General features: G+C 62.4%; 15 protein-coding genes. 6 read left to right on the top strand and 9 right to left on the bottom strand.

What is annotated here, in order from left to right:
• Positions 1-298: 298 nt before the first annotated feature.
• Positions 299-5818 (bottom strand): T9SS type A sorting domain-containing protein, encoded by a 5520-nt coding sequence (locus tag ABD919_RS03190; RefSeq protein ID WP_345233717.1) that lies wholly within the window; start codon positions 5816-5818, stop codon positions 299-301.
• 734 nt (positions 5819-6552) lie between these two features.
• Between ABD919_RS03190 and pseI the strand changes: the two genes are divergently transcribed.
• The 4 genes from pseI (at position 6553) to ABD919_RS03170 (ending at position 12162) form a co-directional block, all read left to right on the top strand.
• Positions 6553-7596 carry a pseudaminic acid synthase gene (gene pseI, locus ABD919_RS03185; RefSeq protein ID WP_345233715.1) on the top strand — a complete coding sequence of 348 codons (1044 nt, stop codon included), beginning with the start codon at positions 6553-6555 and terminating at the stop codon, positions 7594-7596.
• 127 nt (positions 7597-7723) lie between these two features.
• On the top strand, positions 7724-9016 hold the full coding sequence (locus ABD919_RS03180; protein WP_345233713.1) for a glycosyltransferase family protein: 1293 nt from the start codon (positions 7724-7726) through the stop codon (positions 9014-9016).
• A gap of 19 nt (positions 9017-9035) precedes the next feature.
• Complete coding sequence (locus ABD919_RS03175) at positions 9036-10421, top strand: DUF7033 domain-containing protein (RefSeq protein ID WP_345233712.1); 1386 nt, start codon at positions 9036-9038, stop codon at positions 10419-10421.
• A 262-nt stretch (positions 10422-10683) separates the two neighbouring features.
• A complete protein-coding gene (locus ABD919_RS03170; protein ID WP_345233710.1) occupies positions 10684-12162 on the top strand; it encodes an oligosaccharide flippase family protein in 1479 nt (492 codons plus the stop codon).
• A 36-nt stretch (positions 12163-12198) separates the two neighbouring features.
• Here ABD919_RS03170 and ABD919_RS03165 read toward each other — a convergent pair whose 3' ends face one another.
• From ABD919_RS03165 to ABD919_RS03130, 8 genes are all read right to left on the bottom strand, one after another.
• On the bottom strand, positions 12199-13065 hold the full coding sequence (locus tag ABD919_RS03165; RefSeq protein WP_345233708.1) for a LysM peptidoglycan-binding domain-containing protein: 867 nt from the start codon (positions 13063-13065) through the stop codon (positions 12199-12201).
• Positions 13066-13325: 260 nt separating this feature from the next.
• A complete protein-coding gene (locus tag ABD919_RS03160; RefSeq protein ID WP_345233706.1) occupies positions 13326-14468 on the bottom strand; it encodes a T9SS type A sorting domain-containing protein in 1143 nt (380 codons plus the stop codon).
• A 297-nt stretch (positions 14469-14765) separates the two neighbouring features.
• Positions 14766-17912, bottom strand: a complete 3147-nt coding sequence (locus ABD919_RS03155; protein WP_345233704.1) for an efflux RND transporter permease subunit — start codon at positions 17910-17912, stop codon at positions 14766-14768.
• A 119-nt stretch (positions 17913-18031) separates the two neighbouring features.
• Complete coding sequence (locus ABD919_RS03150; RefSeq protein WP_345233702.1) at positions 18032-19114, bottom strand: efflux RND transporter periplasmic adaptor subunit; 1083 nt, start codon at positions 19112-19114, stop codon at positions 18032-18034.
• A gap of 114 nt (positions 19115-19228) precedes the next feature.
• Positions 19229-20527 carry a TolC family protein gene (locus ABD919_RS03145; protein WP_345233700.1) on the bottom strand — a complete coding sequence of 433 codons (1299 nt, stop codon included), beginning with the start codon at positions 20525-20527 and terminating at the stop codon, positions 19229-19231.
• A 123-nt stretch (positions 20528-20650) separates the two neighbouring features.
• A complete protein-coding gene (locus ABD919_RS03140; RefSeq protein ID WP_345233698.1) occupies positions 20651-22039 on the bottom strand; it encodes a sensor histidine kinase in 1389 nt (462 codons plus the stop codon).
• A 59-nt stretch (positions 22040-22098) separates the two neighbouring features.
• Positions 22099-22779, bottom strand: a complete 681-nt coding sequence (locus tag ABD919_RS03135) for a response regulator (protein WP_345233696.1) — start codon at positions 22777-22779, stop codon at positions 22099-22101.
• A gap of 206 nt (positions 22780-22985) precedes the next feature.
• The gene (locus ABD919_RS03130; protein ID WP_345233694.1) at positions 22986-23327 is read right to left on the bottom strand and encodes a tetratricopeptide repeat protein; all 342 of its coding nucleotides are present in this window, start codon (positions 23325-23327) and stop codon (positions 22986-22988) included.
• A gap of 153 nt (positions 23328-23480) precedes the next feature.
• On the opposite strand from ABD919_RS03130, the gene ABD919_RS03125 reads away from it, so the two are divergent.
• Entirely contained in the window at positions 23481-24221 is a 741-nt protein-coding gene (locus tag ABD919_RS03125) for an electron transfer flavoprotein subunit beta/FixA family protein (protein ID WP_345233692.1), read from the top strand.
• A 97-nt stretch (positions 24222-24318) separates the two neighbouring features.
• Positions 24319-25296, top strand: coding sequence for an electron transfer flavoprotein subunit alpha/FixB family protein (locus tag ABD919_RS03120; protein WP_345233690.1), 978 nt, complete (start codon positions 24319-24321; stop codon positions 25294-25296).
• The last annotated feature ends 149 nt before the right edge of the window (positions 25297-25445 follow it).

The raw sequence follows: 25445 nt of genomic DNA, 5'->3' as shown, positions 1-25445 counted from the left end.
TTAATCTCTAGTCCAGGCCCGTCATTCCCTGTTTCTCATCGGCTTCATGCCCTGTGGGTACGCCCATTACTATCAGGGACGTGCCTTACCGACGCAGCACCTGTGTTTTTTAAAGCCTTTAGCGCCTCGGGCTTTACTCTAAATGGAGCAGGCACGGCCATCGACGTGGCGGTACTTCTTGGTGCTACGAACAAATCAGCCGGCACAGTCTGCACAATAAAGCCCCCTATCGACCCCCCTGCGCTAATGGCGGAGCTCCGATAGGGGGCCTGATACGGGCTAGCGCCCAGCCAACGGCCTAGTGGTGCACCACGCGCACCATACCGGCATGGCTGCCCTGGCTAATGCGCAGGGTGTAGAGGCCGGCAGGCAGGGCATCGGCTTCGGGCAGGCCAATAAGCTGGCTTCCCAGGGCGGCCGGCACAGTGCGCCGCAACACTTCGCGGCCCGTGGCGTCGAGTACTACCAACGTGGCCGGCCCGGCTTCGGGCGTGCTGAGCCGGGCCGTCAGACCAGACTCGAAAGGCCGCGGGAAAGCCTCTACTGCCCAGGCCGATACCTGCAGGCTTAACGCCACAACGGGCGAATAGTGGGTGGTACCGTCCACGTCTACCTGGCGCAGGCGATAATACACCGTGGGCACGCTATAACGGGCCAGGTTGGCATCGAGGTAGCGGTAGTCGTGGGCGCTGTTGCTGGTGCCGGCGGCGGGCTGCCTGCTCAGCGTTTGCCAGGCCAGGCCGTTGGTGCTGGCTTGCACCTCAAAGCTGGCGCTGTTGAGCTCGGTGGCCGTGCGCCAGGTGAGCAGGCCATCGGCGCCTTTGCGCACGGCGGTGAAGGCCACGAGCGTAACCGGCAGCGGGGAAAAGTTGGTGCGGCCCAAGCCAAACTGGCTGAAGCTGGTCAGCCCTTTGCGCAGGGCGTAGCCGTCGGCCACCCGGCGACCGCTGCCGTTATCGGCGTTCAGGGTGCCGCCTCCGGTGGACCAGTCGGCGGCATTGATGCTGGCGTCGGGGCGCTTGAGCACGGCGAAGAGGTTGTCGTTGAGGTCGTAGAAGGGCGCCAGGCCAGCGCGTACGTCGTAGTTACCGGCGGTGGGCTGCGTGTCGGGCGTCAGCGTCCACACCCCGGCCGGGTGCACCGACTGGTAGCGGGGGGTGGTGGGGCCTTCCGCGCAGTTCAGACCGGCGTCGGTGCCGGGCTTGGCGCCAAACCGGGCCGTGAGCGTGCTGAGCCCGGTCAGCCCTTTATCATCAATTTCGAGCAGGGCATAGGCGCCAGGCAGGCCTACCGGAAAGGCATAGGTACCGGTAACGCCCGGGGCCACTGCCCGGCGCAGGTTGCCCAGCACGTAGCTGCTGGCGCTGTAGCCGCTGAGGCTGCCCGGGGCCGGGTTGCTGTGTACCCACTGGAAAGCGCCGGTGGTGATGCGCCCGGCCGTAAGCGTGAGCGTGCCGCTGCTGCTGGCATTGGCGGTTTGGAGCAGCAAGCCGGCGGGGTTATTCACCACCACGCTGCCAAACTGCCCATTGCCGACTACTTGCTGGGCCGCGCCCGCAAACGTGACTACGCTTGCCGGGTCGAGGACTGTGCTGCCGCTGTTTTGCCAGTTGCCGGCCACGGTGAGGCGGGCGGCCGGGCCAGCCGTGAAGCTGGCACCGGCGGGCACCGTAAGGCTGCGCACCGTGGCGCCGGGCTGGTTCAGGCTGGGCTGCAGGGGTACGGCCGCCACCCGGCCATTGCCCAGGCTTACCGTGGCGGCATTCTGGTTCACCACCACGTCCGTGGCGAGGGTGGGCACGGCGCCATTGGCCCAGTTCTGGCAGTCGAACCAGTCGCCGTTGGCGGCTACGCCCCCTCCCATCCAGGCGCCGGCCGCGCCGTTCAGCACCACCTCGGAGGCCACAGCAAACGTGTTGGGGTCGGTATTTTCGATGGTGCCGCAGCCGCCGCTGGCCGAGGTGCTCAGGCTCAGCACCTGGTACTGCGCCGAGGCCGTGCTGGTCGGAATGAGGTAGTCGAAAACAGGTCCGGGCACGCTGATGGTTTCCACCGCATTGGTAGTAAGGTTTTTCAGCACCATGGTGAGCGGAAACTGCGCCGCCGCCAGCGTAGCGGCCGTGTTGTTGGTGATGTCGAAGCTGGTAAACGTGAAGCGCATGGTATGCGGGCCTTCGGCCGGGCATACGTAGCGGCCGCGGTAGGCGGCACGGGGCGGAAAGCCAAAGCTCCAGCCGGGGTTGTTGCCCTGGTTGTTGGCCCCGTTCCGGCCACCCTCGAAGTAGGCCCCACCGGTAGCGCGGCTGTCGCGGATGTACGTATAGTCGGCGCACACGCTCTCCCCACCCGCCGGCTTGGTCCAGGTGAACAGCGAGCCCGGCACGGTGCTTTGCAGGGTGATGGGGTTGGTGCCAGTGCCCGGCAGCAGCACCACGGCGTTGGCGCTGAATGTGGTGGTGGAATTGGGCTCAAATCGGTACACCTGCCCGGGCGAAGTGCGCAGGGAATCGGTAATGGTGGTGTTGCCAATAAAGACGCCCGAGTTGATAATGCGCAGCGAGCGAATGGTGTTGTTGCCCGTAAGTCCTCCCAGCAGGCTGTTGACCACTACCCGGTTGTATCCCTGCCCGCCGCCTTGAAAGCTGGCATTGCCAATGCCCAGCAGGTAGATAACGGAGTTACTGGCATTGAGCGTGAGCGTGGAAGGGGCCTGGGCGCGCCACGACTGACGCGTCACCTCAACGCGTGAAGCCCCAAGGTTCAGCGTCTTAGCCAGGTTGCTGGTACAGAAGAAGTCGTTTACCGTGAACCGCTGGCTGTTGGTGTTCAGGGTGCCGGCTGTCAGGGTAAAGCCCCAGGCCGTATTGCTGCTATAGGTGATGGCGTAGCCAGTCAGCTGCTGCACGAAGTCGTCGGCCAGGGTGACGGTGCCGCCGGGCGCATTCACCTGCAGGCGGCCGTTGAGGCGCTGCCCGGCGCTGGTGAGGGTGCCCGAGCCCAGCAGGTTCAGGTCGCCCTGTAAGGCCAGGGTCATGTTCGGGGCCGGCGCCCAGCTTACCGAGCCGTACACGTTCAGCGCGTTGTTGGTGCTGGCGTCGAAGAGGCTGGTCAGGGTGGGGTTATTGACTACGGTGCGGCAGTCGATGCTGCGGCACGACGCGACTGGCTGGTCGAGCTCCAGCACCTGCCCGGTCGTGGTAAACGAGTTGGAGTCGAGCACCACGTCGTCGAAGGCGCTGGGGACGCAGCTGCCGCTGGCGCCGCCGCTGCTGGTAGACCAGTGGGCGGGGTCGCTCCAGCGGCCGCCATTGCCCACCCAGTACAGGCGGCGGGACGGGGCCGGGGTGAAGGCAATGCCCGTATTCAGGCCATTGTCGAGGCTGGCCTGGGCCTGCCAGCTGGCGCCGCCCGAGAAGGCCGCGTTGCGGAGCTGCACGTATTGCAGCGGCACGGCCGTGCTGCCCACAAAGCGGACCGGGCCACCGTTCACCGGCCCCACAATGTCCACATAGGCCGAGCAGTTGCCGACGGCATCGAAGGTAGCCCCCGGGGCAAACGTGTGCACAGAAGCGTTACTAAAGCTGTACCGACGGCCCGGCGTTAGTCGGAGCGAGCCCGTGATGGTGATGCCGGCGCTGATGATAGCCGGCCCCTCAAACCGCAGCTGCTCGTAGGTACTGGCCGTGCCGTTGCCGTTCACCAGGCCCGGCGCCAGCGTGAGGGGGGCATCGCCAAACACCACGGTGGCGTAGCGCAGCCCGCGCCCGCTCACGAAGGATACCGATGAGGCACTGGTGAGCAGGTTGATGGTGCTGGTGCCTGCGTTCAGCTGCACGGTGGTGCTTGCGTCCCACGTGTGAGCTCCGCCCGCCGCCGTGATGCGCAGCACACTGCCGCCCAGGTTGAGGATGGTAGCGGCCGTACTGTTCAGGCCTACCCCGTACGGCACGCCCGTCGAGCCGATAAAGGTATTAGAGCCCGTGTAGGCAAAGCCGGCGGTGAAGCCGAAGGCGCTGACGGCCTGGCTATTGGTGTTCAGGGCACCGGCCTCAACGCACAGGCGCGAGGTGGTCGTCACAGCGTCTTGCAAACTCAGGGCACTGCCCGGGCAGCGCACCCAGAGGGTGGCCGCAAGCTGCTGGCCCGCCGTGGTAAGGGTATAGGTGCTGCCGGCGGTGCTACCCCCCACAAACAGGGCGATGGGCAGCGTTTGGGTCATGCTGGCAGCTAAGGTGAGCGAGCCCCGCACCGCCAGGGTGTTGAAGCCCGGGGCCGTGCGCAGGTCGGGCTGGTTGCTAACGCCGGCCCAGCTCATGTTGCGGCACAGGGCGGCGGCCCCGTCCAGGGTCACACGCTGGCCGGGGGCGGTAAAGGAGTTGGCATCGAAGTGCACGTTGGTGAGCACGCCGGGCAGGCAGCTGTTGCCGCTGCTGCTGCCGCCGCTGCTGCTGGCCCAGTGGGTGGGGTCGTGCCAGCTGCCGCTGCCGCCCACCCAGTACAGGTCGCTGACGGGTGCTGAGGCCAGGGCAATGCCGGTGTTGTTGCCGTCGTCGGCGCAGCTGCTGCCCACGGCCCCGCCGGGGGTGGTGCCGTCGGCGGCGGTGAAGGCCAGGTCTTGCAGGGCCAGGTGGCTGAGCGGGGCCGTAGCCCAGCCGCCGCTGCGCGCCAGCGTAACGCGGGCCCCCACCGAAGCGGACTGCACCACGCCTTGCCCGGCGCAGCTGCCGCCCGAGGCCAGCGTGGCCCCCGCCCCAAAGGCCACCGTGCCGCTGGCCGGCAGGCGCAGCGTGACGTCGGGCGCTACGGTCAGGGCCCCGCCCGGCGCGATGGCGATAGAAGCGAGCACAGCCGTATTAGCTCCTATTTCCAGGTTTTGAAACGACGCATTGAGCGCATTCACGTTGACGGCGTTGCCGGGCAGGGTGCTTACCCGGTGGTAGCTCAGGGGCGTGCTTTGAAACAGAAAATAGCTGTTGTTAAAAGTGGAATTGCCCAGCCGGATGGTGCCGGTGCCGGCAACCAGGCTCAGGTTGGGATTGGAAATAACCCAGCCCGTTAGGGGGTTGGGCCGCAGCACTGTTACCGAGCTGCTGCCCAGGTCGAGCACCATGGGCACGGTGCCCGGTGCGGAAAAGTAGCTGCAGCTGATGCTGGTACTGCCCAGGCTCACGCGGGCAGCCGCCTGCAGGGTGATGTGCGAGCTATTGAGCGCCATGTTCACCGGGCTGATGAATGTCCACTGGCCCTGGGCGTTGGCAAACGTGAACGAGCCGTTGCCCAGATTCACGTTCTGCATGTCGATGACGTGGCCGGCATCCGGGGCCAGCAGGCGGAAATTGATGGCGGAGGGTGTGCCCATCAGGGGCGTGTACCGAATGTCGCCGTTCACTTCCATGGTTCCCCCGCCGCTGAAGGAGCCCCCGCGCACGTTGCCACTCCACGTCAGGTTGCGGCAGGTGGGGGTGGCCCCCACTGCCAGGCTCACGCGCTGGTTGTTGCCGTTGAAGGAATTGGCGTCGAAGTACACGTCGTCGGTGCTTTGGGGCACCTGGCTGTAGGCCCCGCCGGAGCCGCCGCTGCTGGCGGCCCAGTGAGCCAGCTCGTTCCAGGCCCCGCTGCCCGACACGGTGGTGCCGGTGCCGGTGGGAGCCGGCACCCAGTAATACGGGCTGGCCTGGATTGCCCCGGCCCCGCCCAGGAGGAACAGCAAGGCCAGCAGCAGGAAGCTGGTGTGGGCCCGCAGGCCCGAGCACCAGAAGGCTGGCTTAGCACACCGAAGCAATGGACCGCGGCCTACTTTGAATAATAATGTTGTCATGGAGTTGAGTTGAAAAGCAGTAAAAAGGAGAAGGCCAGGCAGTAGAGAGCGGCGACGTCAGCAGGAAAAACTCAGCGACGCAGTGCGTCTGTGGCGGCTGGACGTCCGATGCCCTGTTTGGAACCTGACACCTGATAGAGCATAAGCCGCCCTTTTTCAACCGATTTAACTTAACCATCAGCTAGTCAATGGATATGCATCGACTAACCTTGTTTAGTAAAGTCTAAAGACCCGGGCCGCTTTTTTCATTTTACAAGGGAAAACAGCACGTTTTAATGCTCAAAGGTCCCCTGGGCGCTTAGCAAACCCTATTGCCGCACGGGCAAACTAGGACCAACAGCAGGGGGACTGATTCAAACAGCAGTATTATTTGGCTGACCGGACGCCAACGGCTGCCCATCGCTCTCACCAGGAAGGCATTGCCCTTATTTATCATTAGATGAGACCTTTGCGCACCTTCTCCCTAAGCAATAGAGCAGCTTGCCCCTTCCGCCCCCCCCCTTGCTGCAGCTTCAGCCGCTGCCATGGTGGCGAGAGACCCTGAAAAGCCGCTGCTGAAGCTGACCAAAGCCCTGCTGTGGGTATTCCGAATGCCTTGCTGTGGGGCCTATGTGCTGGCGAATGGCTCATTGATGCCGCGCAGTTGGGCTAAGAGTCGCTCCCGGCCCACGGTGCAAACCCACCTTGCCTGGGCAAGGCCCTACCTTTGCAGGCCTGACTGGCTTTACCTGAACATGACTGAAATCAACATCGGCGGCCGCCCCGTGGGCCCCGCCCACAAGCCGTTTATCATCGCCGAGATGTCGGGCAACCACAACCAGAGCCTGGAGCGGGCCCTGGCCCTGGTGGATGCCGCCGCCGCCGCCGGCGTCGACGCCCTCAAGCTGCAGACCTACACCGCCGATACCATCACCATGGACACCGGCTTCGCCATCGATGAAGAAGGCCAAAGCCTGTGGGAAGGCAAAAACCTCTACAAGCTCTACGAGGAAGCCCACACGCCCTGGGCGTGGCACGCCGAGCTGTTTGCCCGCGCCCGGCAGCACGGCCTGCTGGCCTTCAGCTCGCCCTTTGATGAGACGGCCGTTGACTTCCTGGAGACGCTGGACGTGCCGGCGTACAAAATTGCCTCCTTCGAAAATGCCCACTGGCCGCTGCTGCGAAAAGTAGCTGCCACCGGCAAGCCCGTGATTGTGAGCACCGGCGCAGCCACGCTGGCCGAAATCGATGAGGCCGTACGCGTGCTGCGCGAGGCCGGCTGCCGCGAGCTGGTGCTGCTTAAGTGCACCAGCACCTACCCTGCCTCCCCGGTCAACACCAACCTGCGCACCATCCCGGTGCTGGCCGAAACTTTCGGCTGCCCCATCGGCCTGAGCGACCACACCATGGGCGTGGGCGCCAGCGTAGCCGCAGTGGCCCTGGGCGCCTGCGTCATCGAAAAGCACTTCACCCTGAGCCGCGCCGAAGGCGGCGTGGACTCGGCCTTTTCCCTGGAGCCCCAGGAGCTGCAGGCCCTGGTGGTGGAAACCGAGCGCGCCCACCAGGCTCTGGGCACGGTGCAGCTCTGCATTCAGACCGGCGAGGAGAAAAGCCGCCTCTACAAGCGCAGCATCTACGTTTCCAGGCCCATCGCCGCCGGCGAGGAGCTTACCGCTGACAACCTGAAAATCATCCGCCCCGGCGACGGTCTCTGGCCCCGACACTGGGAAACCGTGATGGGCCGCCGCGCCACCCGCGACCTCAAGCCCGGCACCCCGCTAAGCTGGGACGTGCTTTAACAGCAGTTAAAAGTTGAGAGTTAAAAGTTAAAAAGGTAGGTCTGCCAGCTTTTTAACTTTTAACTCTCAACTTTTAACTAAAAAAGCCAGGCTGCTTATTGCCCGAACCCCTCCCGCTACCGCCTTCATGCTGCCCCTGCTCCCCCGCCTGCGCGACATCCTGCAGCTGCGCTTCACCGCTGTATTTGCCTCGCTGCCCCCGGCCGCCCTGGCCGATATTTCGCCAGCCAACCCGCTGAAGCGCCTGGGCCGGGTGCTGGGCTATGCCGGCCTGCGGCTGCTGGGCAACATGTTCCGGCCCATTAAGAACCCCGAAAACCTGCATGGGGCCGTGTGGCTGTACGTGGTGAGTGCCAATAACTACGACGCCCTGGAGTTCATCAAAAAAGCCCGGCCCGATGCGGTACTGCTGGCGGGTCAGGCCAAGAACATCGGCCGTTACAATGCAGTAGTCAACCGCCTGTCCCTGCGGCGCAAGCTGCTGTACTACTGGCAATTCCCCTACGCCCTGCTGGGCCTGCTGCGCACGGAAGGTGGCCGGGCCTGGCGCTTTTTCGACTTCATCTTCTACGCCATCGGCTACTACGAGGTGTACCGGCGGGCCCTGCGCCACTACCGGCCCCGGGCCGTGGTGTTTTCCAACGACCACAACGACGACACCCGCTCCCTGCTGCTGGCCTGCCGCGCCGAGGGCGTGCCCACGGCCTATGTGCAGCACGCCAGCGTGAGCGTGCATTTCCCGCCCCTGGGCTTCGACCTCAGCCTGCTCGAAGGGCAGGACGCCCTGGACAAGTACCGGCAGTGTGGCCCCGTGCACGGCCGCGTGGAGCTGGTGGGCATGCCCAAGGCCGATGCCTACCTGAGCCGGCGCAACACCGCGCCCGCCGTGCGCCGCGTGGGCCTCGCCTGCAACATCCACGACCCGATGCCGGCCCTCACTGAGGCCCTGGCGTTTCTGGTGCGGGAGCTGCCCGAGCTGACCTTTACCCTGCGCCCCCACCCCAGCGACGGCCGCGACTTCGAGCCCCTGCGCCAGCTGCTGCCCAGCCTGCAGTGGTCCTCGGCCCGCCAGGAAAACGTGTTCGACTTCCTACTAAATCAGGATGCCCTGGTGGCAGCCGATACCTCCACTCACCTCGAAGCCGTGCTGCTGAACGTCGTGAGCCTGTACTTCCGCTTCGGCACCAACCCGCTTACCGAAGACTACTACGGCTACGTAGCCAATGGCCTGGTGCAGCGGGCCCCTACAACTGCCGACCTGGCTGTATTGCTCCGCCAGTACGCCGCCCACAAGCCGGCTGACTTCTACCTGCGGGCCGCCTACTACAATGCCACGCTGGGCACCGCCTACGAAGGCCAGAGCCAGGCGCGGGCGCTGGGCATTCTGGAGCAGTGGCTGGCCGATGGCCACCGGCCCTAGCCCGCACTACTTTTACGTCATGACACTGCCGCCCGCGTTTCCGCTACCCCAGCCCGCGCCCGCGCCGCTGCCGGCTGCTACCCGCCTGGCTTACGTGCTGCGTCACTTCCACCTGGCCTACGACTCGGTACCGGAAGTAAGCATCGGCTACGAGGAAACGGCGGTCGTCCGGCTGGAGGACGCCTCGGGCGGCTTTTTCAGCGGGCAGGCCCCCTACCCGCCTGCTCCGCAGTGGCGTGACTGGTGCGGTACGCGGCTGCCGTTCTTCTTCAGCCCCCCGGTTGAAGCGCCCCTGCTGCACCTGCCGGCCGGCCGGGCTTTTATCGGGCCTGACCTTATCAGCGCGGCTTTTTACCTGCTTAGCGGCTGGCAGGAATACTTTTCAGCGGAGCGCGACCAGCACGGCCGATTTCCCTATGCGGCCAGTGTCCAAAAGCAATATGGCTTCGTTACCCTGCCGCTGGTCAACTATTATTTCGACGTATTGCGGGCGGCAGTGGAGCACGTGACGGGCCAGCCGCTGCGCCCCCGGCGCTGGGGCCCGGCCCAGGCAGCTTTCGCGGGCTTTATAACCCACGATATCGACACCATTCACGGCGGCTGGGGTACTCGTATCCGCAGCCAGCTGCACCAGGGCCACTTGCCCAGGGTGGTTCAAACGCTGCTTTACAAAGCTGCCGGCCGGCCCAGCCCCTGGAACAACCTGGAAGAGGTACAGGAAGCAACTACCAAGCAGGGCGCACCCTCTACTTTTTTCATGCTGGGCAGCCAGCAGCCCGCTTCCAATGGAACGCTCAACGCCGACTATGACCTGACCGCCGCCAGCATGGCAGCACGCTTGCGTAAGCTGGCCGCGCGAGGAGCCGAAATTGCCAGCCATGCCAGTTACGGCACGGCAACCACTCCAGGCCGGCTACAGGCTGAGCGGCAGCGCTATGGCCTCCCCGCTCCCACCGGCAACCGGTTTCACTACCTGTGCTGGGAGCCGCGGATTACGCCGCAGCTGGTAGCAGGCGCCGGCTTTCGCTACGACTCCACCCTGGGGTTTGCTGAGCATTTTGGGTTTCGCAACTCCTACTGCCACCCCTTCTTTCCCTTTGATTTTGAGCAGGGCCAGGCACTGGCCTTTCTGGAACTTCCGCTGAACGTGATGGATGCCACCCTACACCACCCAAACTACCTGCAGCTATCAGCCCCGCAGATTATGCCGGCCCTACAGCCCCTGTTCGCTGAAATCGAGAAGTTCGGCGGCCTGACCACCCTGCTCTGGCACAATGACCATTTCGACCCCGCCAACGACGTCACCGGCCCCCGGCAGTTTGCCGAAATCATGACCCACCTGCAGCAGCGCGGAGCCGCATTCCTCACCGGAAGCCAAATCGTGGCCGAAGTTTGGACATGTTAGATGATGAGTCGATGTGCTGACGCGGTATGAAGGAAAAAATGAACGTCCCGCTCATCTGGCGTCCGCTTGTCGAAGCAGCTTGCCGGCGGCAGTAATTCCCTTTTAATTGGATTTACACTCGTGGTGAAGATGCTTAGGCTAGCGCTCCGCTCCCTGGCTTGATGCGCCACATGCTCAGCAGGACGTTCTTTTATCCTTCATTACCGCATCAGCACATCAGCACATCACCTCATTACTTTTCACTTAATCACCTAAAAGCAAATTGGGCATCGTCCAACGCCAGGGCCTTCGCAACACCCTGATTTCCTACGCCGGGCTGGTTATTGGCTTTGTCAATACCACCGTGGTACTGCCCCGGCTGCTCACGCCCGCCCAGATTGGCCTGACGGGGGTGCTGGTGTCGCTGGCCACCATCGGGGCGCAGCTGGCTTCGGTGGGCTTTGCCAGCACGGGCATGCGCTACTTCCCCTACTTCCGGGGGCAGGGGCGCAACCACGCCGGCTTTCTGCCCCTGCTGCTGGGTTTGCCCATGCTGGGCTTTGTGGTGGTGGCCGGTCTGCTGTGGCTGGGAAAGCCGCTGGTGCTGCACTGGTACGCCAAGGATGCCGCCCTGCTGGGGCCGCACTACCTGGTAGCCATCGGGCTGGCGGCCTGCATCCTGCTCTACTCCCTGCAGGATGCCTTTCTGAAGGCCCTGTACCACACGGCGTTCTCCTCTTTTGTGCAGGAAGTGCTGCTGCGCCTGCTTATCGTGGCCGCCGCGGCCGCCTATGGCCTGGGGGCGCTCAGCTTCGAGGGCTTTGTGCTGGCTTACCTGGGGGCTTATGCCCTGGTGGCGCTCATGCTGTCGCTTTACCTCATGGCCATTCGCGAGTTCAACCTGCGGCCTACGCGGGCGGCGCTGCGCGTGAAGCCCCTGCGCGAGCTGCTGGCCTACGGCGGCTTCGTGCTGCTGAGCAACATCTCCGGCACCGTGCTGCTCACCATCGACAACCTTATGGTGGGCTCCAAGCTCAGCCTGGCCGCGGCGGGTATCTACATCATTGCCACCAACATCAGCACGGCCCTGACTATGCCCTTCCGGGCGCTGTACAAAACGGCCTTCCCCCTTATTGCCGAGTACTGGAAGGAAGGCAACATGGCCAGGCTGGCCGACTTCTACCAGCGCACCACCCGCCTCAACACCCTACTGGGCAGCTACCTGGCCATAGGCATTGCCCTAAACCTGGATTTTATCTACGGCATCATCAACCGGCCGGCCTACACGGCGGGCACCACGGCCGTGCTGCTGCTGCTGGCCGGCCGCCTGTTCGACGGCATTGCCGGCGTCAACGGCATCATCGTCGCCACTTCGCCCCGCTACCGCTTCGATTTGATATTCAACTTCACCCTGGCCGCCGCTACCGTGGCGCTCAACTGGCTGTTGATTCCGCGCTACGGCCTGGCCGGCGCGGCCGTAGCCTACTGCCTGGCTTTGACCGGCATCAACCTGGCCCGCACCTGGTTTGTGTGGCGGGCCTACGGCATGCAGCCCTTCGATGCCCGTATTCCGCGCATTCTGGCCGTGGCCGGCGTGGCGGCGGCGGTAGTGTGGTTCTTGCCTTCTCTGCCCAACCTCTGGCTGAACCTGCTCTGGCGCGGTGGCGTGCTCACGCTGGTGTACGGCGCGGGCATCCTGCTCACGCGCACCGCGCCGGAGCTGGAGCAGCTCTGGGCAAAGGTGCTGCGCCTAAAGAAGTAAGCATGAGCTTGTTTTCGACCCGGTAAAGAGCCTGGCTCAGAACTTATACCCCGAAAACGTTCGGGTAAACTCGGCTGCGGGAATGGGCTGATTGGCCAACACGTCAACAAACTCGAACCGCTCGTACAAACCCTGCTCGTCTACTACGTGCACCAGCACGGGCAGAAAGGTGTTGGGGTCTACGCACACCGTGGTGCGGCGGCCGTAGGCATTGGGCACCTGCAGCACCCGGCCCTCGGCAATTTTCTCCTCGGCTGCTAAGTTGTTGCGCTCCATAATGCGGTAGTCGCCGCAGCCAAACCGCTGAGCCACGGTGCCCGGCGTCTCGTTTTTGCCGGCCGTATAGCTTACATACCGGAACTGCGGAAAGTCAGACCGCAGAATGTGAGCGGGCCGGCCCTGCAGCAGGGTGTCGCCCACGTAGCGCAGCGAGCGAAAGAAGGCACTTTCACCGCCGGCACCGGCCGGGCGCAGCAGCTCGGCGATGGGGCCAAAGCCGGCCTGCAGCGCCACGTGGTGCTGGTCGCGCCGCATCAGCGTGCCCTGGGGGTTCAGGCTGAGGGTGAGGTAGGGAAACCGGCCCAGGTGCACCCAGGCCTGACCATCGTTCTGCCCCGTTACCCACAGCACCTCAATGCCGTCCTGCTTTTTGATGTACACCTTCAGGGGCCGGAAATTCACTTTAACCAGGTTGCGGGCCTGAATGATTTTGCCTTGCATACGCTCCTGGGCCCTCATGGTGCAGCGCATGGTTTGCAGGCCCTCAATGGCGCTGCGCAGCCGGAAAATCAGCTGCTCGGTAGTGAGGTTGACGGGCGGCTGGGCCGGCGACGTAGCCGCCAGCAGCAGCACCAGCAGGGCGGGCAGCCAGAAGCACAAGCGGCGAGTGGAGAGCGAGGCCATAAGCGGCTGAGGAATACGTAACCAGCTATTAGCAGAACTGAAGCCTACAGCGGCTCCGGGGTCGATACACAGTTTGTGAAGCAGTTAAAAACGGAGAGCTAAAAGCCAGGCTGTATGTATTTTAACCCTCCGCATTCAACTACCTAAAAAACCATGCACCAACTTGAGAACTGCTGTAAATAGCAGCCTCAGCTCTTACTAAACCAACAGGCAGGGCTGACTGAAAGCCAGTGCCGGCAGGCTCGCCGGCCGGCACTGATCTACTGCCGTACAATGCGGCGCACGGCCACTACCTGCTCGGTCTGAATGCGCAGCAATGCCACTCCATGGAAAGCACCAAACACGGTGGCTGGCAGCTGCACGGCACCCTGCTGCACCGGCAGCTCCCGGGCAAACAGCACGCGGCCGGTAACATCAGTGGCCGTCAGACGGACCGTGCGGCCGCTGAGGCCGTCTACGCGCAGGGCCTCGGTGCCCAGCGGGTTGGGGTACACCAGCACCGCGGCCTCGGCGGCAGCCCCCCGGGCAGCGGTGGGCTGCATAATGCGGCGGTACCGGTCGCGGTACTGCACGGCCGTAATGGTTTCGGTAGTCCCCTGCATCTGGGTGATAATGGTCAGCACAGGCACGTGGTGGGTTTTGGCCAGCCACTTGTACTCCCGGGTCAGCGGCACGTCGAAGCCGGTGCCGGGCATGCCACCGGTAGCAAGGCTGTCGTGTTCTGTGATTTTACTTACTATCCGCACCGTCTGAAACGTGCCAAACGGGGTGATGAGCGTGCCCCAGGCATCTACCTGGTTTACCCGCTTGCGCTTGCGGCTGAAGTAGCCGGTGGAAGCCGCAGCCTGCGGCGTTTCGAGAAAGGAGCGGCTGGAGTCGCGCGGGCTGGCGAAGCTGAGCGGAAAGCGGTAGATGACGTCCTGCTCGGCCTGGCTGCGGTAGGTTACGGGCACCTGCTGCCCGCCTACCGTGCCGCCATAACCCACCGAGCGGTAGTCGGCATTGGAGGCGTTGTAGAACTGGTAGGGGTCGGTAATGGGCGAGTTGGCCGCCAGGGCCGCCGGCAAAGCCTCGGGCGAAGCTACCGTGGCCCGGTTAACTCCACCGAGTACTCCAAACGAAAACTGGTAGATGGGCGAATTGGTAGCAGCCACCGAAATGTAGCGGTCTACGGTCTGGGAAGTAGCCACCAGGGTGCTGTAGTTCCAGGTCTGGTTGGCGCCGCGCTGCGTAAGCTGGGGCGCGCCAGCCGGCAGCATGGCCGCGGCCTGGCTTTGCCGCATGGAATCGACCGGGACCGACGTAGAAACGGCCGGCATGTCGCTGCGGTCTATAATGGGGGAAACCTGGGCCCACACATTAGTGGAAGCCAGCAGTAACAAGGGGTAAAAAGTTGAGCGCATAAGCAATATGCAAAAATTAAGAAACCATTATAATATCCTTATTGCCAGAAGGTTCCCACCCAAAGATACTATCCCGCAGGCATCTTATTCCAGTTGAGAGGAGCATTTATTTTCAACAATGGCGCCGTATGGTAGCAGGGCAAAAAAACTGAAAACCGGGGTGGCACTCCATTTTTATGCGGTGCGGGCGAGGGTATTCATGCATCAGTCCACGACTTTTGCCACCCCGGTTAGCTAGCTGGCCATAGGCCTTTTCCTGAAGAATTAATTGCGTTCTTATACTTGGCCAGCGCAGCCTCAGGCCCCCACCAGCGCAGGCTCCTGCGCCTGCTTGACTTCCGGCGCCGGCCCGTCCTGCCGCAGCTCGCGGTAGAAGAAGCCGAAGATGAGCGGGAAAATCAGCAGGGTGAGGACGGTGGCCGATATCAGCCCGCCAATCACCACGATGGCCAGGGGCTTCTGCGTCTCGGAGCCGATGCCGGTGGAAATAGCCGCCGGAAACAGCCCAATCATGGCCATCAGGGCCGTCATCACCACGGGGCGCACCCGCGAGGCCACGCCCTCGCGCAGGCTCTGCTCCAGGCTGAGCCTGCGCCGCAGGTTCTGCTTGAATACCGTGATAAGCACAATGCCGTTCTGAATACAGATGCCGAACAGCGCAATGAAGCCGATGCCGGCCGAGATGCTGAAGTTGATGTGCGTGAGGTGCAAGGCCAGGATGCCGCCGATAAGGGCGAAGGGCACGTTCACCAGCACCAGCCCGGCGTCTTTGCCGTTGCCAAAGGTGATAAACAGCAGGATGAAGATGATGACCAGCGACACCGGCACCACCTGCGTCAGGCGCTTGGTGGCCCGCACCTGGTTTTCGAACTCCCCAGCCCACTCAATGCGGTAGCCCTTGGGCAGGTGCACCTGGGCATTCACCTTGTCCTGGGCCTCGGCAATGGTGGAGCCCATGTCCCGGTCGCGGATGGAGAACTTCACGGCAATAAAGCGCTGCCCGTTGTCGTGGTACACGAAGGCGGGGCCGTTTACGGTGCCGATGTCGGCAATTTCCTTTAAAGCCACCTTGTTGTCGCGCATGGTGGGCACGCGCAGCTCCCCAATCTCGGCCTCGGTGCTGCGGTACTGCTGGGGGTAGCGGATGCGCACGTCGAAGCGGCGCTCGCCTTCGTAAATCTGGGTGGCCGCCTTGCCGCCGATGGCCATTTCCACCACGGCCTGGGCGTCGGCGGTGCTCACGCCGTAGGCGGCCATGCGGCTTTGGTCGAGCTTGAGGCTGAGCTCGGGCTGGCCCAGGTTGCGCAGCACGCCCAGGTCCTTCACCCCGCGAATGCCTTTGAGGATGGCAGCTACTGAATCTGCTTTTGAGTTGATGGCCTCCAGGTCGTTGCCAAAAATCTTGACGGCCAGCGAGGCGTTGATGCCCGCCACGGCCTCGGCCACGTTGTCGATAATGGGCTGGGAGTAGTTCAGGATAATGCCCGGGTACTGCTTGAGCTGGGCATCCATCTCGTCGATGAGCTGCTCGGTAGTGATTTTGCGCTTCCACTCCTCCTTGGGGTAGAGGTTTACCTGGCACTGCACGTAGTACATGCCGCTGGGGTCGGTGCCGTCGTTGGAGCGGCCGGTCTGGCTCAGCACCGAGCGCACCTCGGGGAAGGAGCGCAGGATGCCGCGAAAGGTGCGCACCATCTTGGTGGTTTCGGTGAGCGACGACGACATGGGCAGCTTGGCTTCCACCCACAGCGCGCCCTCATTCAGCTCGGGCAGAAACTCGGTACCCAGGTACTTAAAGGAGTACAGCGACAGGCCCATGACGGCGAAGGCCGCGGCCACGCTCAGGCGCTGGTGGCGGTAGGTCCAGCTGAAGGCGCTGGTCACAATGCGGTCGAAGAAGTTGACGATGGGGTTGTTCTTCTCCCGCACGTTCTTGTTCAGCAGGATAGACGCCAGCACCGGCACCAGGGTCAGGGTCAGAATCAGGGCGCCCACCAGGGCAAAGCCCAGGGTGTAAGCCAGGGGCGAAAACATCTTGCCCTCCACCTTCTCGAAGGCAAAAATCGGAATCAGGCAGGTGAGGATGATGAGCTTGGAAAAGAAGACGGCCTTGCCCAGCTCGCCGCCGGTTTTCTTTATCAGCCCCATCTTCGCCAGCTTGTTGTACTTCTCCATGCCCACCTTGTGGGCCTTGTGGTCGAGTATCACGAAAATGCCCTCCACCATCACCACGGCCCCGTCGATGATGATACCGAAGTCGATGGCGCCCATGCTCAGCAGGTTGGCGCTCATGCCTTTCAAACGCAGGCAGATAAAGGCAAACAGCAGCGCCAGCGGAATCACAATGCTCACGATGACGGTGGTGCGCCAGTCGGCCATGAACAGGAACACGATGAGCGTCACCAGCAGAATACCTTCTACCAGGTTGTGTATCACGGTTTTGGTGCAGTAGCCCATCAGCACGTCCCGGTCGTAGAAGGTCACCAGCTTCACGTCGGAGGGCAGCACCTTGGTATTGAGCTCCTCAATCTTGGCTTTCACGCGGCCCAGCACCTCGGCGGGGTTCTCCCCTTTCCGCATAATCACGATGCCCTCTACCACGTCGTCGTTGTCGTCGAGGCCGGCCTGGCCCACGCGGGGCGTGTGGCTTTCGGCCACGGTGGCCACGTTGCGCACCAGAATGGGCGTGTTGTTGACTTCCTTGACGATGATGTTGCCGATGTCGGCAGGCTTCTGCAAGAGGCCCAGGCCGCGCACCACGTAGGCCTGGCCGTTTTTCTCAATCACGTCGCCGCCCACGTTCAGGTTGGACTTGCGCACGGCCTCGTACACTTCCAGCGGGGTCAGGTTGTACTTCTGCAGCTGGGCCGGGTCGGCGCTGATTTCGTAGATTTTGGTAGTGCCGCCGAAGGCCGCGATGTCGGCCACGCCGGGCACCGACTTCAGCGCACGCTCCACAATCCAGTCCTCAATGGCCAGCAGGTCGTTGGTGCTGCGGCCCTTGCCCTGCACGGTGTAGCGGAAAATCTCGCCCGTGGGCCCGTAGGGCGGCTGCACGTGGTTTTCGCAGCCCTCCGGGAAGTTCACGCCGGCCAGCAGGTTGTTTACCTGCTGCCGGGCGAAGAAGTCCTCCACGTCGTCCTCAAAGTTTATCTTGAGCACCGACAGGCCGAACATGCTGATGGAGCGCATGTTGCTCTTCTTCTGCACCGAGTTCATGGCCACCTCAATCGGGATGCTCACGAAGCGCTCCACCTCCTCGGCCGAGCGGCCCGGCCACTGGCTCACGATGATAATCTGGGTGTTGGTAACGTCCGGAAATGCTTCCAGCGGCGTGTGAATGTAGCTGTACACCCCGCCCGCCATCAGCAGCGCCGTCATGAAAAAGACGAAGAAGCGGTTCTTCAGCGAAAAGGCAACAATGCCGGAAATGAGCTTATTCATTGCGAAGGTTTTAGGGGCTTAGGTCTTAGGTCTTAGATTTTCTTGGTCATAGGCTGGTCCGTCCAAGTGCCCTTTCAGCGCCTGGCTCTAAAACCTAAGTCCCTAATACCTAAGACCTATTAGTCATTCAGCTCGTCGTAAATCAGGAGCTGGTTTTTGGCGATAACCCGCTCGCCGGGCTGCAGGCCGCTTTGCACGTAGCTGATGTCACCCACGGTTTTGGCAATTTCCACGGGGCGGGTGTCGATGTGCCGCTGGTCGCGGTACACCATCACGAAGTTGCGGTTCTTGTCGAAGATGACGGCCTTGGCCGGCACGGCCAGCATCTTGTTGCCCTGGGTGTTCAGCACCCGAATCTGGGCGTACATCTCGGGCTTGAGCAGGTAGTCGGGGTTGTCGAGGCGCACGCGCACCTTCATCACCTTGCTCTCAGGGTCGAGCACGTTAAATACCTTGTCGACCTTGCCGCGGAAGCGCTGGTCGGGGTAGGCCAGGGTGCTCACCTCGGCTTCGTAGCCCACCTTCACCTTGGCAATGTCCGACTCAAACACGTTGGCCATCACCCACACCTGGTCGAGGTTGGCGATGGTGAAGAAGTGGTCCACGTTCGAGTCGTTGTACTGCATGCTTTCGGTCACGTTCTTTTCCGTGATAAAGCCCGAAATAGGCGCCTTGATAGTGTAGCGCCCGTCCTGGGTTACGCCGTAGATGCCCAGCTGCTTGCGGCTCTTGCTCACGTTGGACTCGGCGCGGTGCAGCTCGGCGCGGGCCAGCACCACGTCGCGCTCGGCAGCCAGGCCGGCGGCGTACTGGTCTTCGGCCACGGCCAGGTTCTTGCGGGCAATGGCCAGGTCGGTGCCGGCCGAGCTGTTCTGGTTCTGGATATCGGCAATCTCGCCGCTGCGCACCACGGCCAGGAGCTGGCCTTTCTGCACGTGGTCGCCCAGCTCCACCTTCAGGTCTTCCACCACGCCGCCCACCAGCGGAAACACCTTGGCGGTTTTGTCGCCGTTGCTGATAATCTGCCCGGTAAAGCTCAGCTCGTCCTGTACCGGCTGCAGGCGGGCCGAGTCCAGCTCAATCTGCTTCAGCATGGTGTCGGAAAGCTGAAAGCCCTCGGGCTTCTCCTGCTTTACTTCGGCTTTCTGGCAGCCGGCCAGCAGGGCCAGGGCCGCGAGCAGGGAAAAAGAAATGTGATTCATTGAAAGGTGTTTCTAGTTGCTGGATTTTTGTTTTTTGTTCCTGGTTTCTGGTTTCTGGTTTCTGGTTATTCGTCAGAACGTCAACCAGAAACCAGCCACCAGAAACCAGGAACTCTACTCCGCCCGGAACACCGTCTTGCCCACGGCCAGGTTGATTTGCTCAAATGCGCGCACCCGGTTGGCCCGCAGGGCATTTACCTGGGCCACGTTGTTTTTGTAGGCTTCGTAGAAGTCGAGGTACTCCACAATGCCGATGACGCGCTTGGCATAGCTGCGCTCGATGGCGTCAATCAGGTTGGAAAAGGGCACCAGGTCGCGGTTGGTATGCCGGTACAGCTCATCGGCCTGCCGGGCCAGCTGGTAGGCTTCGCGCACCTCATGCCGCACCGCCAGCTGCTGCAGCTCGAGCTGGGCCTGGGCCCCGGCAATCTGGGCTTTGGCGGCCTGGATGTTGCCCTGGTTGCGGTTGAACACCGGCACGGACATGCCCAGCGTCAGGGCGTGGTAGTTGTTGATGTAGGAGCCGGCCCGGTCGTAGGTGTAGCCCACCGCCAGGTCGGGCTTGGCCAGGGTGCGCTGCAGGCGCAGGTTCAGGTTTTGCTGCTCTACCCCGGCTTTGCGGGCCAGCACATCGGCCCGGCGGGCCAGGGCCGAGTCCGTCAGCGCCGTTTCCGGGAATGCATTCAGGGTCAGCTGCTTTACGCGCTCCACGTTCGCTACGGGCTGGTAGTTGGTGTCGGTGGAGTCGCGCAGCAGAATGTGCAGGTCGGCCTGGTGGCTGGTCAGCTCGTTTAGCAGCGCCAGCCGCTCACTTTCCAGGCTGAAAAGAAACGCTTTCAGGCGAATCACCTCTTTCAGGGCGATGTTGCCTTTCTCGTACTGCCCCTGGTACTGCTCTACCGTGTGGCGCAGCGAAGGAATTTCCGACTCGTACACGCGCAGCGTTTGCTGCTTATAAAAGATGTCGTAAAAGGTGGTGCGCAGCTGAAAGCGCAGGTTGCGCAGCAGGTCTTCCAGGTTGTAGCGCTCCACAATGGCCGCCTGCTCGGCGGCTTTGCCCGCGGCACGGCGGCGCCCGGCCAGCGACACCAGCTGCTGGAAGCTGAAAATCACCTCGCTGCCGGGCGTACCATCCGGCACCTCGCGGCTCAGCAGCCGCCGGCCCAGCACGTCCTGCTCCAGGTACAGGCTGGGGTTGTCCAGCAGGCGGGCCTGCACGGCCTGGGCCTGGGCCACGGTGATGTTGTAGTTCTGGGCCAGCAGCGTCAGGTTGCGCTGGGCAAAGCGCTGCTCGGCCTCGGGGAGCGTCAGCCGCAGGGTGTCGGCTTGCTGCTCGGTCTGGGCGAGGGGCCGGGCCCGGAGTTGAATGGTAGAAGCAGCCAGCAGGCCGGTTAGCAACAGCAATCGAAGCATGGCAGGAAGTCAGTCAGCAAATAGTGCCGCAAAGCTCCCCTGCCTGTATTAGGCTGGTATTAGAGGTAGATTAGAAAGGGATTAGAATTGGCTTTTTACCGAATAATTAGCTGCTGCGCCGGCTTAGCCCCGCTCCTTTCTGGCCGGATGCGCAAAAATCACCTCGGCTACGGTGCCCTTTCCCAGCTCCGAGCGAAGCGCTAGCCGGCCCCCGTGCAGCTCCACAATGCGCCGGGCCAGGGGCAGTCCTACCCCATGCCCCACCACCCCGCGGGCAGTATCGGCCCGGAAAAAGGGCTGAAACACCTTGGGAAGGTCTTGTGGCGCAATGCCGATACCTGAGTCGGCAACCTGAACCATGCACTGCCTGGGCGTATAGCGCAGGTTCAGACTCACCGGCTGCCCGTCGGCGGAGTACTTCAGGGCATTGTCGACGAGGTTGCCCAGGCCCCGCGCCAGCAGCGCCCGGTGCCCCCGCACTTCCAGGGCAGCCGGGTCTTCGGGCAGCTCACCCAGGTCGATATGCACGCGCTTGCGCAGGGCAGGCGGCACACTTTCACGCACTTCCCACAGCAGCTCATCCAGACGGATTTCTTGCTGCACGGTAAGCCCGCCGTCGGTCTGCGCCATATCCAGCAGGTTATTTATCAGCGCCTTAAGCTGCAGCAGCTCGGCCAGTACCGAGGCCACGCCTTCGCGGTATGTTTCTGGCTGACGCTCCCGCGTCAGCAGTACCTGCAGCTCGCCGATGCTGGCCGTAAGGGGCGTGCGCAGCTCGTGGGAAGCGTTGCTCACGAAGGTGCGCTGGCTGGCAAAGCTTTCTTCGAGGCGCACCAGCAGCCGGTTGAAGGTTCGGGCCAGGCGGGCCAGGTCGTCCTGCTCGCTGTCGTGCAGCCGGCCGGCATCCACGCGCCGGTGCAGGTCCTCGGCGTTGATGCGGTCCACCTGGTCGTTGAGGGCGGCAATGGGAGCCAGCGCCCGCCCGGCCAGCACCCGCCCGGCCAGGTAAATCAGCACCAGGCTGCCCACGAAAATCAGGCTCATAATAGTAGCTAGGTGCTGCAGCCGCTTGTTGCCCGACTCATTTTCAGCTGCTGCCACAATCACGTACTCCCCCTGGTTGTCGCGGTAGAAGATACCCACCGCCTGCCGTTTTCCCAGCCTGAAATTCAACTCTTTATTTGCAATAATGCGGGCCAGCACGGCATCCGACAGCTGCACCCGCTCGTCTTCGGCCACAAAGTGCACCTCCCCATTGGCATCGTACACTTGCAGTATTTCGCCGGTCAGCGACTGCAGGTACTTTTTCTCAAAATCCCGGAAGGCGCCGGAGCGCATCTCGTCGCGTTCCAGAAAGATGTAGCCCGTCACCTGCGCCCGGTCGAGCAAGCGCCGCTGAAACTCCTCGTGGGTGTAGTCGGCCTGCAGCAGAAATACCACGGTAAGGGCCATCAGCAGCAGTACGGCAACAATTCCGACAAACAAGAGCGTAATGCGGTGGCGGAGAGTCATTCGTTGAAGTGCTGATAGTTGATGAGCTGATGCTTGAGTTGTAGGCGCAGGTCAGGCAGTTATTCCTCCCGCATCACATAGCCCATGCCTACCACCGTGTGAATTAGCTTCTTATCGAAGCCCTTGTCCACTTTATTGCGTAGGTAGTTCACGTACACGTCGATGACGTTGGAGCCGGCGTCGAAGGCTTCCTCCCAGGTATGCTCAGCAATTTCAGCCCGGCTCAGTACCCGGCCCTGATGGCGCAGCAGCAGCTCCAGCAGGTTGAACTCGCGGGCCGTCAGGCGGATGGCCAGCCCGTTGCGGCTGACGGTTTTCGCCGAAGTGTCCACCGTCAGGTCGGCCAGGGTGAGCAGGCGGCCCTTCTCCCCTTTGCCGCGGCGGCGCGTCAGGGCGCGTACGCGGGCCAGCAGCTCGGCAAAGTCGAAGGGCTTGACCAGGTAGTCGTCGGCCCCACCGTCGAAGCCCTGCAGCTTATCAGGAGTAGTACCCAGCGCGGTCAGCATCAGAATGGGCATTTCCTGCTCCTGGGCCCGCACGGCCCGCAGCACCTCGTAGCCGCTTTGGCCGGGCAGAATCACGTCCAGTATCAGCAGGTCGTACTCCCGGCTCAAGGCCAGGCGCTGGCCAAACGGACCGTCGTAGGCCACTTCTACCTCATAGCCTTCTTCCTCCAGCCCCCGCCGGATAAAAGCCGAAACCTTGGGCTCGTCTTCTACCAGTAATATTTTTCCTGCCATGCACCTATAAGTCAGCTATTGATTTACTATTCAGACGTTAGACTTTAGACATGAGACATGAGAAAGCGGTAGCATTCCGCCCTGAATCGCGAACGATGCAAGGACGCAACACCGCCTAGCGCCCTCCACTCTGTAATAAAGTATAAAATCCCAGAACAATTCTAACGTCTCATGTCTAAGGTCTAATGTCTCAACCTTACAGGCACTTAGTCGTCCTCATAGTCCAGCCCCAGGCAGCTGTTCAGGGCTTGGCGCAGCTCGCTGGCGGCATGCTGCTGCCCGGCCTTTTTGCTTACTACCAACCCCTTGCGGTAAATATCGGCTGCTTCGTCCTTCTTGCCAAAGCCTTCCAGCAGCTTGCCGGCGTGGTAGTAGGTGCCCACGTAGTCGGGGTGCTCGGCCAGCAGCTTCTCGTAATATTCCCAGGCCCGCAAAGGCTCGGTGGCGCGGTACTCGGTAGCCAGAGCGTAGATGGTAAACGCGTCGTTGGGGTCGTCGGCGTAAAAGGCCAGCAGCTGTTCGAGCCGTGAGGGAGCGGAAGGTGTCATTGGGATGGGAGTTTTGTCTATCTTTGGGCAAAAATGCGGTTTTTACGCTACATAACGACTTCAGGGCAAAGGGTGATAAACTTTGCGCCCGCCGGATTTGTTATGCAAGCAGCGCATTTTTCACCTTATTTCGCCCACCAAAAGCCCGTTTAGATGAAATTTCTGGTCTGTATCAGTAACGTGCCCGACACGACGACCAAAATCACCTTCACCCCCGACAACAAGGAATTTAACAAAGCCGGGGTGCAGTTTGTGATTAATCCCTGGGATGAATACGCCCTCACCCGTGCCATCGAGCTGAAGGAAGCTGCCGGCAGCGGCACCGTAACGGTGCTGAACGTGGGCGAAGCCGACACCGAGCCCAACATCCGCAAGGCGCTGGCCATTGGGGCCGACGACGCCATCCGCGTCAACGCCTTCCCCCAGGATGCCTACTTCGTGGCCGAGCAGATTGCTGCCGTGGCCAAAGAAGGCGGCTACGACGTGATTCTGATGGGCAAGGAAAGCATCGACTACAACGGCTTCCAGGTGCACGGCATGGTGGGCGAGATGCTGGGCATCCCCACGGTGGCCCCGGCCATGAAGCTGGACATGAGCGGCAACACCGCTACCCTGGAGCGCGAGATTGAAGGCGGCAAGGAAATCGTGCAGGTGAACACGCCCTTCGTGGCATCCTGCCAGCAGCCCATGTGCGAGCCCCGCATTCCCAACATGCGCGGCATCATGACAGCCCGCACCAAGCCCCTGAAAGTGGTGCAGCCCGTGGGCGAGCCCGCCCTCACCAAGGTGACCGAGTACGCCCTGCCGCCCAAGAAGCAAGGCGTGAAGCTCATCCCCGCCGAAAGCGCCGGCGACCTGATTAAGCTGCTCCGCAACGAAGCCAAAGTAATTTAAACTAAGTTATGAGCTATGAATTATGAGTTATTTGATGGCCATATGGCGCAAACAATTCAGAACTCATAACTCATAATTCATAACTCCCCTCCGAATTATGTCCGTTTTAGTAGTTGTCGAATGTGACAAAGGCGAAGTAAAAAAGTCTTCGCTGGAAGTAGCCTCCTACGGGGCACAGGTGGCCGCCCAGCTGGGCACCACGGCTACGGCCATTGCCGTGGGCGAAGCCAATGAAGCCAACCTGGCCAAGCTGGGCGAGCAGGGCATCAGCAAAGTGCTCTACGACGCCGAGCCCCGCCTGAAAGACTTCGTGAACAACGCCTACACCAAGCTCATCGCCACGGCGGCCGAGCAGGAGCAGGCCCAAATCATCGTGCTGGCCAACTCCAACATCGGCGCCGCCGTGGGCTCGCGCCTGTCGGTGCGCCTCAAGGCCAGCCTGGCTACCAACGTGGTGGATTTGCCCAAAACCGACGGCGGCCAGTTCGTGGTGAAGCGCGGCGCCTTCTCCGGCAAAGCCTTTGCCGACATGGTGCTCAGCGGCGACCGCAAAATCATTGCCGTTAAGAAAAACTCCATCGAAGCCCAGCATGAGGCCGGCAAAACCGCCGAGGTGTCGAGCTTCTCGGCCCAGCTGTCGGAAGCCGACTTCGCCGATGCGCCCAAGCAGGTGGTGATGCAGGACCAGGCCGGCGGCGTGCTGCTGCCCGAAGCCGAGCGCGTGGTATCGGGTGGCCGCGGCCTGAAAGGCCCGGAAAACTGGCACCTGATTGAAGACCTTGCCAAAGCCCTGGGCGCGGCCACGGCCTGCTCCAAGCCGGTGTCGGACGTCGACTGGCGCCCCCACCACGAGCACGTGGGCCAGACCGGCATCACGGTATCGCCCAATCTGTACATTGCCTGCGGCATCTCGGGCGCTATCCAGCACCTGGCCGGCGTGAACAGCTCCAAGGTTATTGTGGTCATCAACAAAGACCCGGAAGCCCCCTTCTTTAAGGCGGCCGACTACGGCATCGTGGGCGACGTGTTTGAGGTGCTGCCCAAGCTGACGGCGGCGGTTAAAGAGCTGAGCTAGTTTTCTTCATCGGCAAACTGTTACTTGGGAGTCTGGAAACAATCCGGGCTCCCAAGTTCTTTTTTTGGCCTGTGCGCTGATTTCAGGGGCAAGTTCTGACCATTTTGCCTTTATTTGCCGTACAGAACCCCACCCCCGCCCTGTCCCCA

It is taken from the genome of Hymenobacter saemangeumensis (assembly GCF_039541835.1).
In the GTDB taxonomy this organism is placed as follows: Bacteria; Bacteroidota; Bacteroidia; order Cytophagales; family Hymenobacteraceae; genus Hymenobacter; species Hymenobacter saemangeumensis.
Note: the sequence above shows the minus strand (reverse complement) of the source record. Positions and strands in the feature narration are given on the sequence as shown.

Excerpts from the sequence above, each read along its gene's own strand:
- ABD919_RS03190 (WP_345233717.1), bottom strand. The coding sequence starts at position 5,818 with ATGACAACATTATTATTCAAAGTAGGCCGCGGTCCATTGCTTCGGTGT.
- ABD919_RS03130 (WP_345233694.1), bottom strand. The coding sequence starts at position 23,327 with ATGACACCTTCCGCTCCCTCACGGCTCGAACAGCTGCTGGCCTTTTAC.
- ABD919_RS03125 (WP_345233692.1), top strand. The coding sequence starts at position 23,481 with ATGAAATTTCTGGTCTGTATCAGTAACGTGCCCGACACGACGACCAAA.
- ABD919_RS03135 (WP_345233696.1), bottom strand. The coding sequence starts at position 22,779 with ATGGCAGGAAAAATATTACTGGTAGAAGACGAGCCCAAGGTTTCGGCT.
- ABD919_RS03155 (WP_345233704.1), bottom strand. The coding sequence starts at position 17,912 with ATGAATAAGCTCATTTCCGGCATTGTTGCCTTTTCGCTGAAGAACCGC.
- ABD919_RS03160 (WP_345233706.1), bottom strand. The coding sequence starts at position 14,468 with ATGCGCTCAACTTTTTACCCCTTGTTACTGCTGGCTTCCACTAATGTG.
- ABD919_RS03180 (WP_345233713.1), top strand. The coding sequence starts at position 7,724 with ATGCTGCCCCTGCTCCCCCGCCTGCGCGACATCCTGCAGCTGCGCTTC.
- ABD919_RS03150 (WP_345233702.1), bottom strand. The coding sequence starts at position 19,114 with ATGAATCACATTTCTTTTTCCCTGCTCGCGGCCCTGGCCCTGCTGGCC.
- ABD919_RS03120 (WP_345233690.1), top strand. The coding sequence starts at position 24,319 with ATGTCCGTTTTAGTAGTTGTCGAATGTGACAAAGGCGAAGTAAAAAAG.
- ABD919_RS03175 (WP_345233712.1), top strand. The coding sequence starts at position 9,036 with ATGACACTGCCGCCCGCGTTTCCGCTACCCCAGCCCGCGCCCGCGCCG.
- ABD919_RS03145 (WP_345233700.1), bottom strand. The coding sequence starts at position 20,527 with ATGCTTCGATTGCTGTTGCTAACCGGCCTGCTGGCTGCTTCTACCATT.
- ABD919_RS03165 (WP_345233708.1), bottom strand. The coding sequence starts at position 13,065 with ATGGCCTCGCTCTCCACTCGCCGCTTGTGCTTCTGGCTGCCCGCCCTG.
- pseI (WP_345233715.1), top strand. The coding sequence starts at position 6,553 with ATGACTGAAATCAACATCGGCGGCCGCCCCGTGGGCCCCGCCCACAAG.
- ABD919_RS03140 (WP_345233698.1), bottom strand. The coding sequence starts at position 22,039 with ATGACTCTCCGCCACCGCATTACGCTCTTGTTTGTCGGAATTGTTGCC.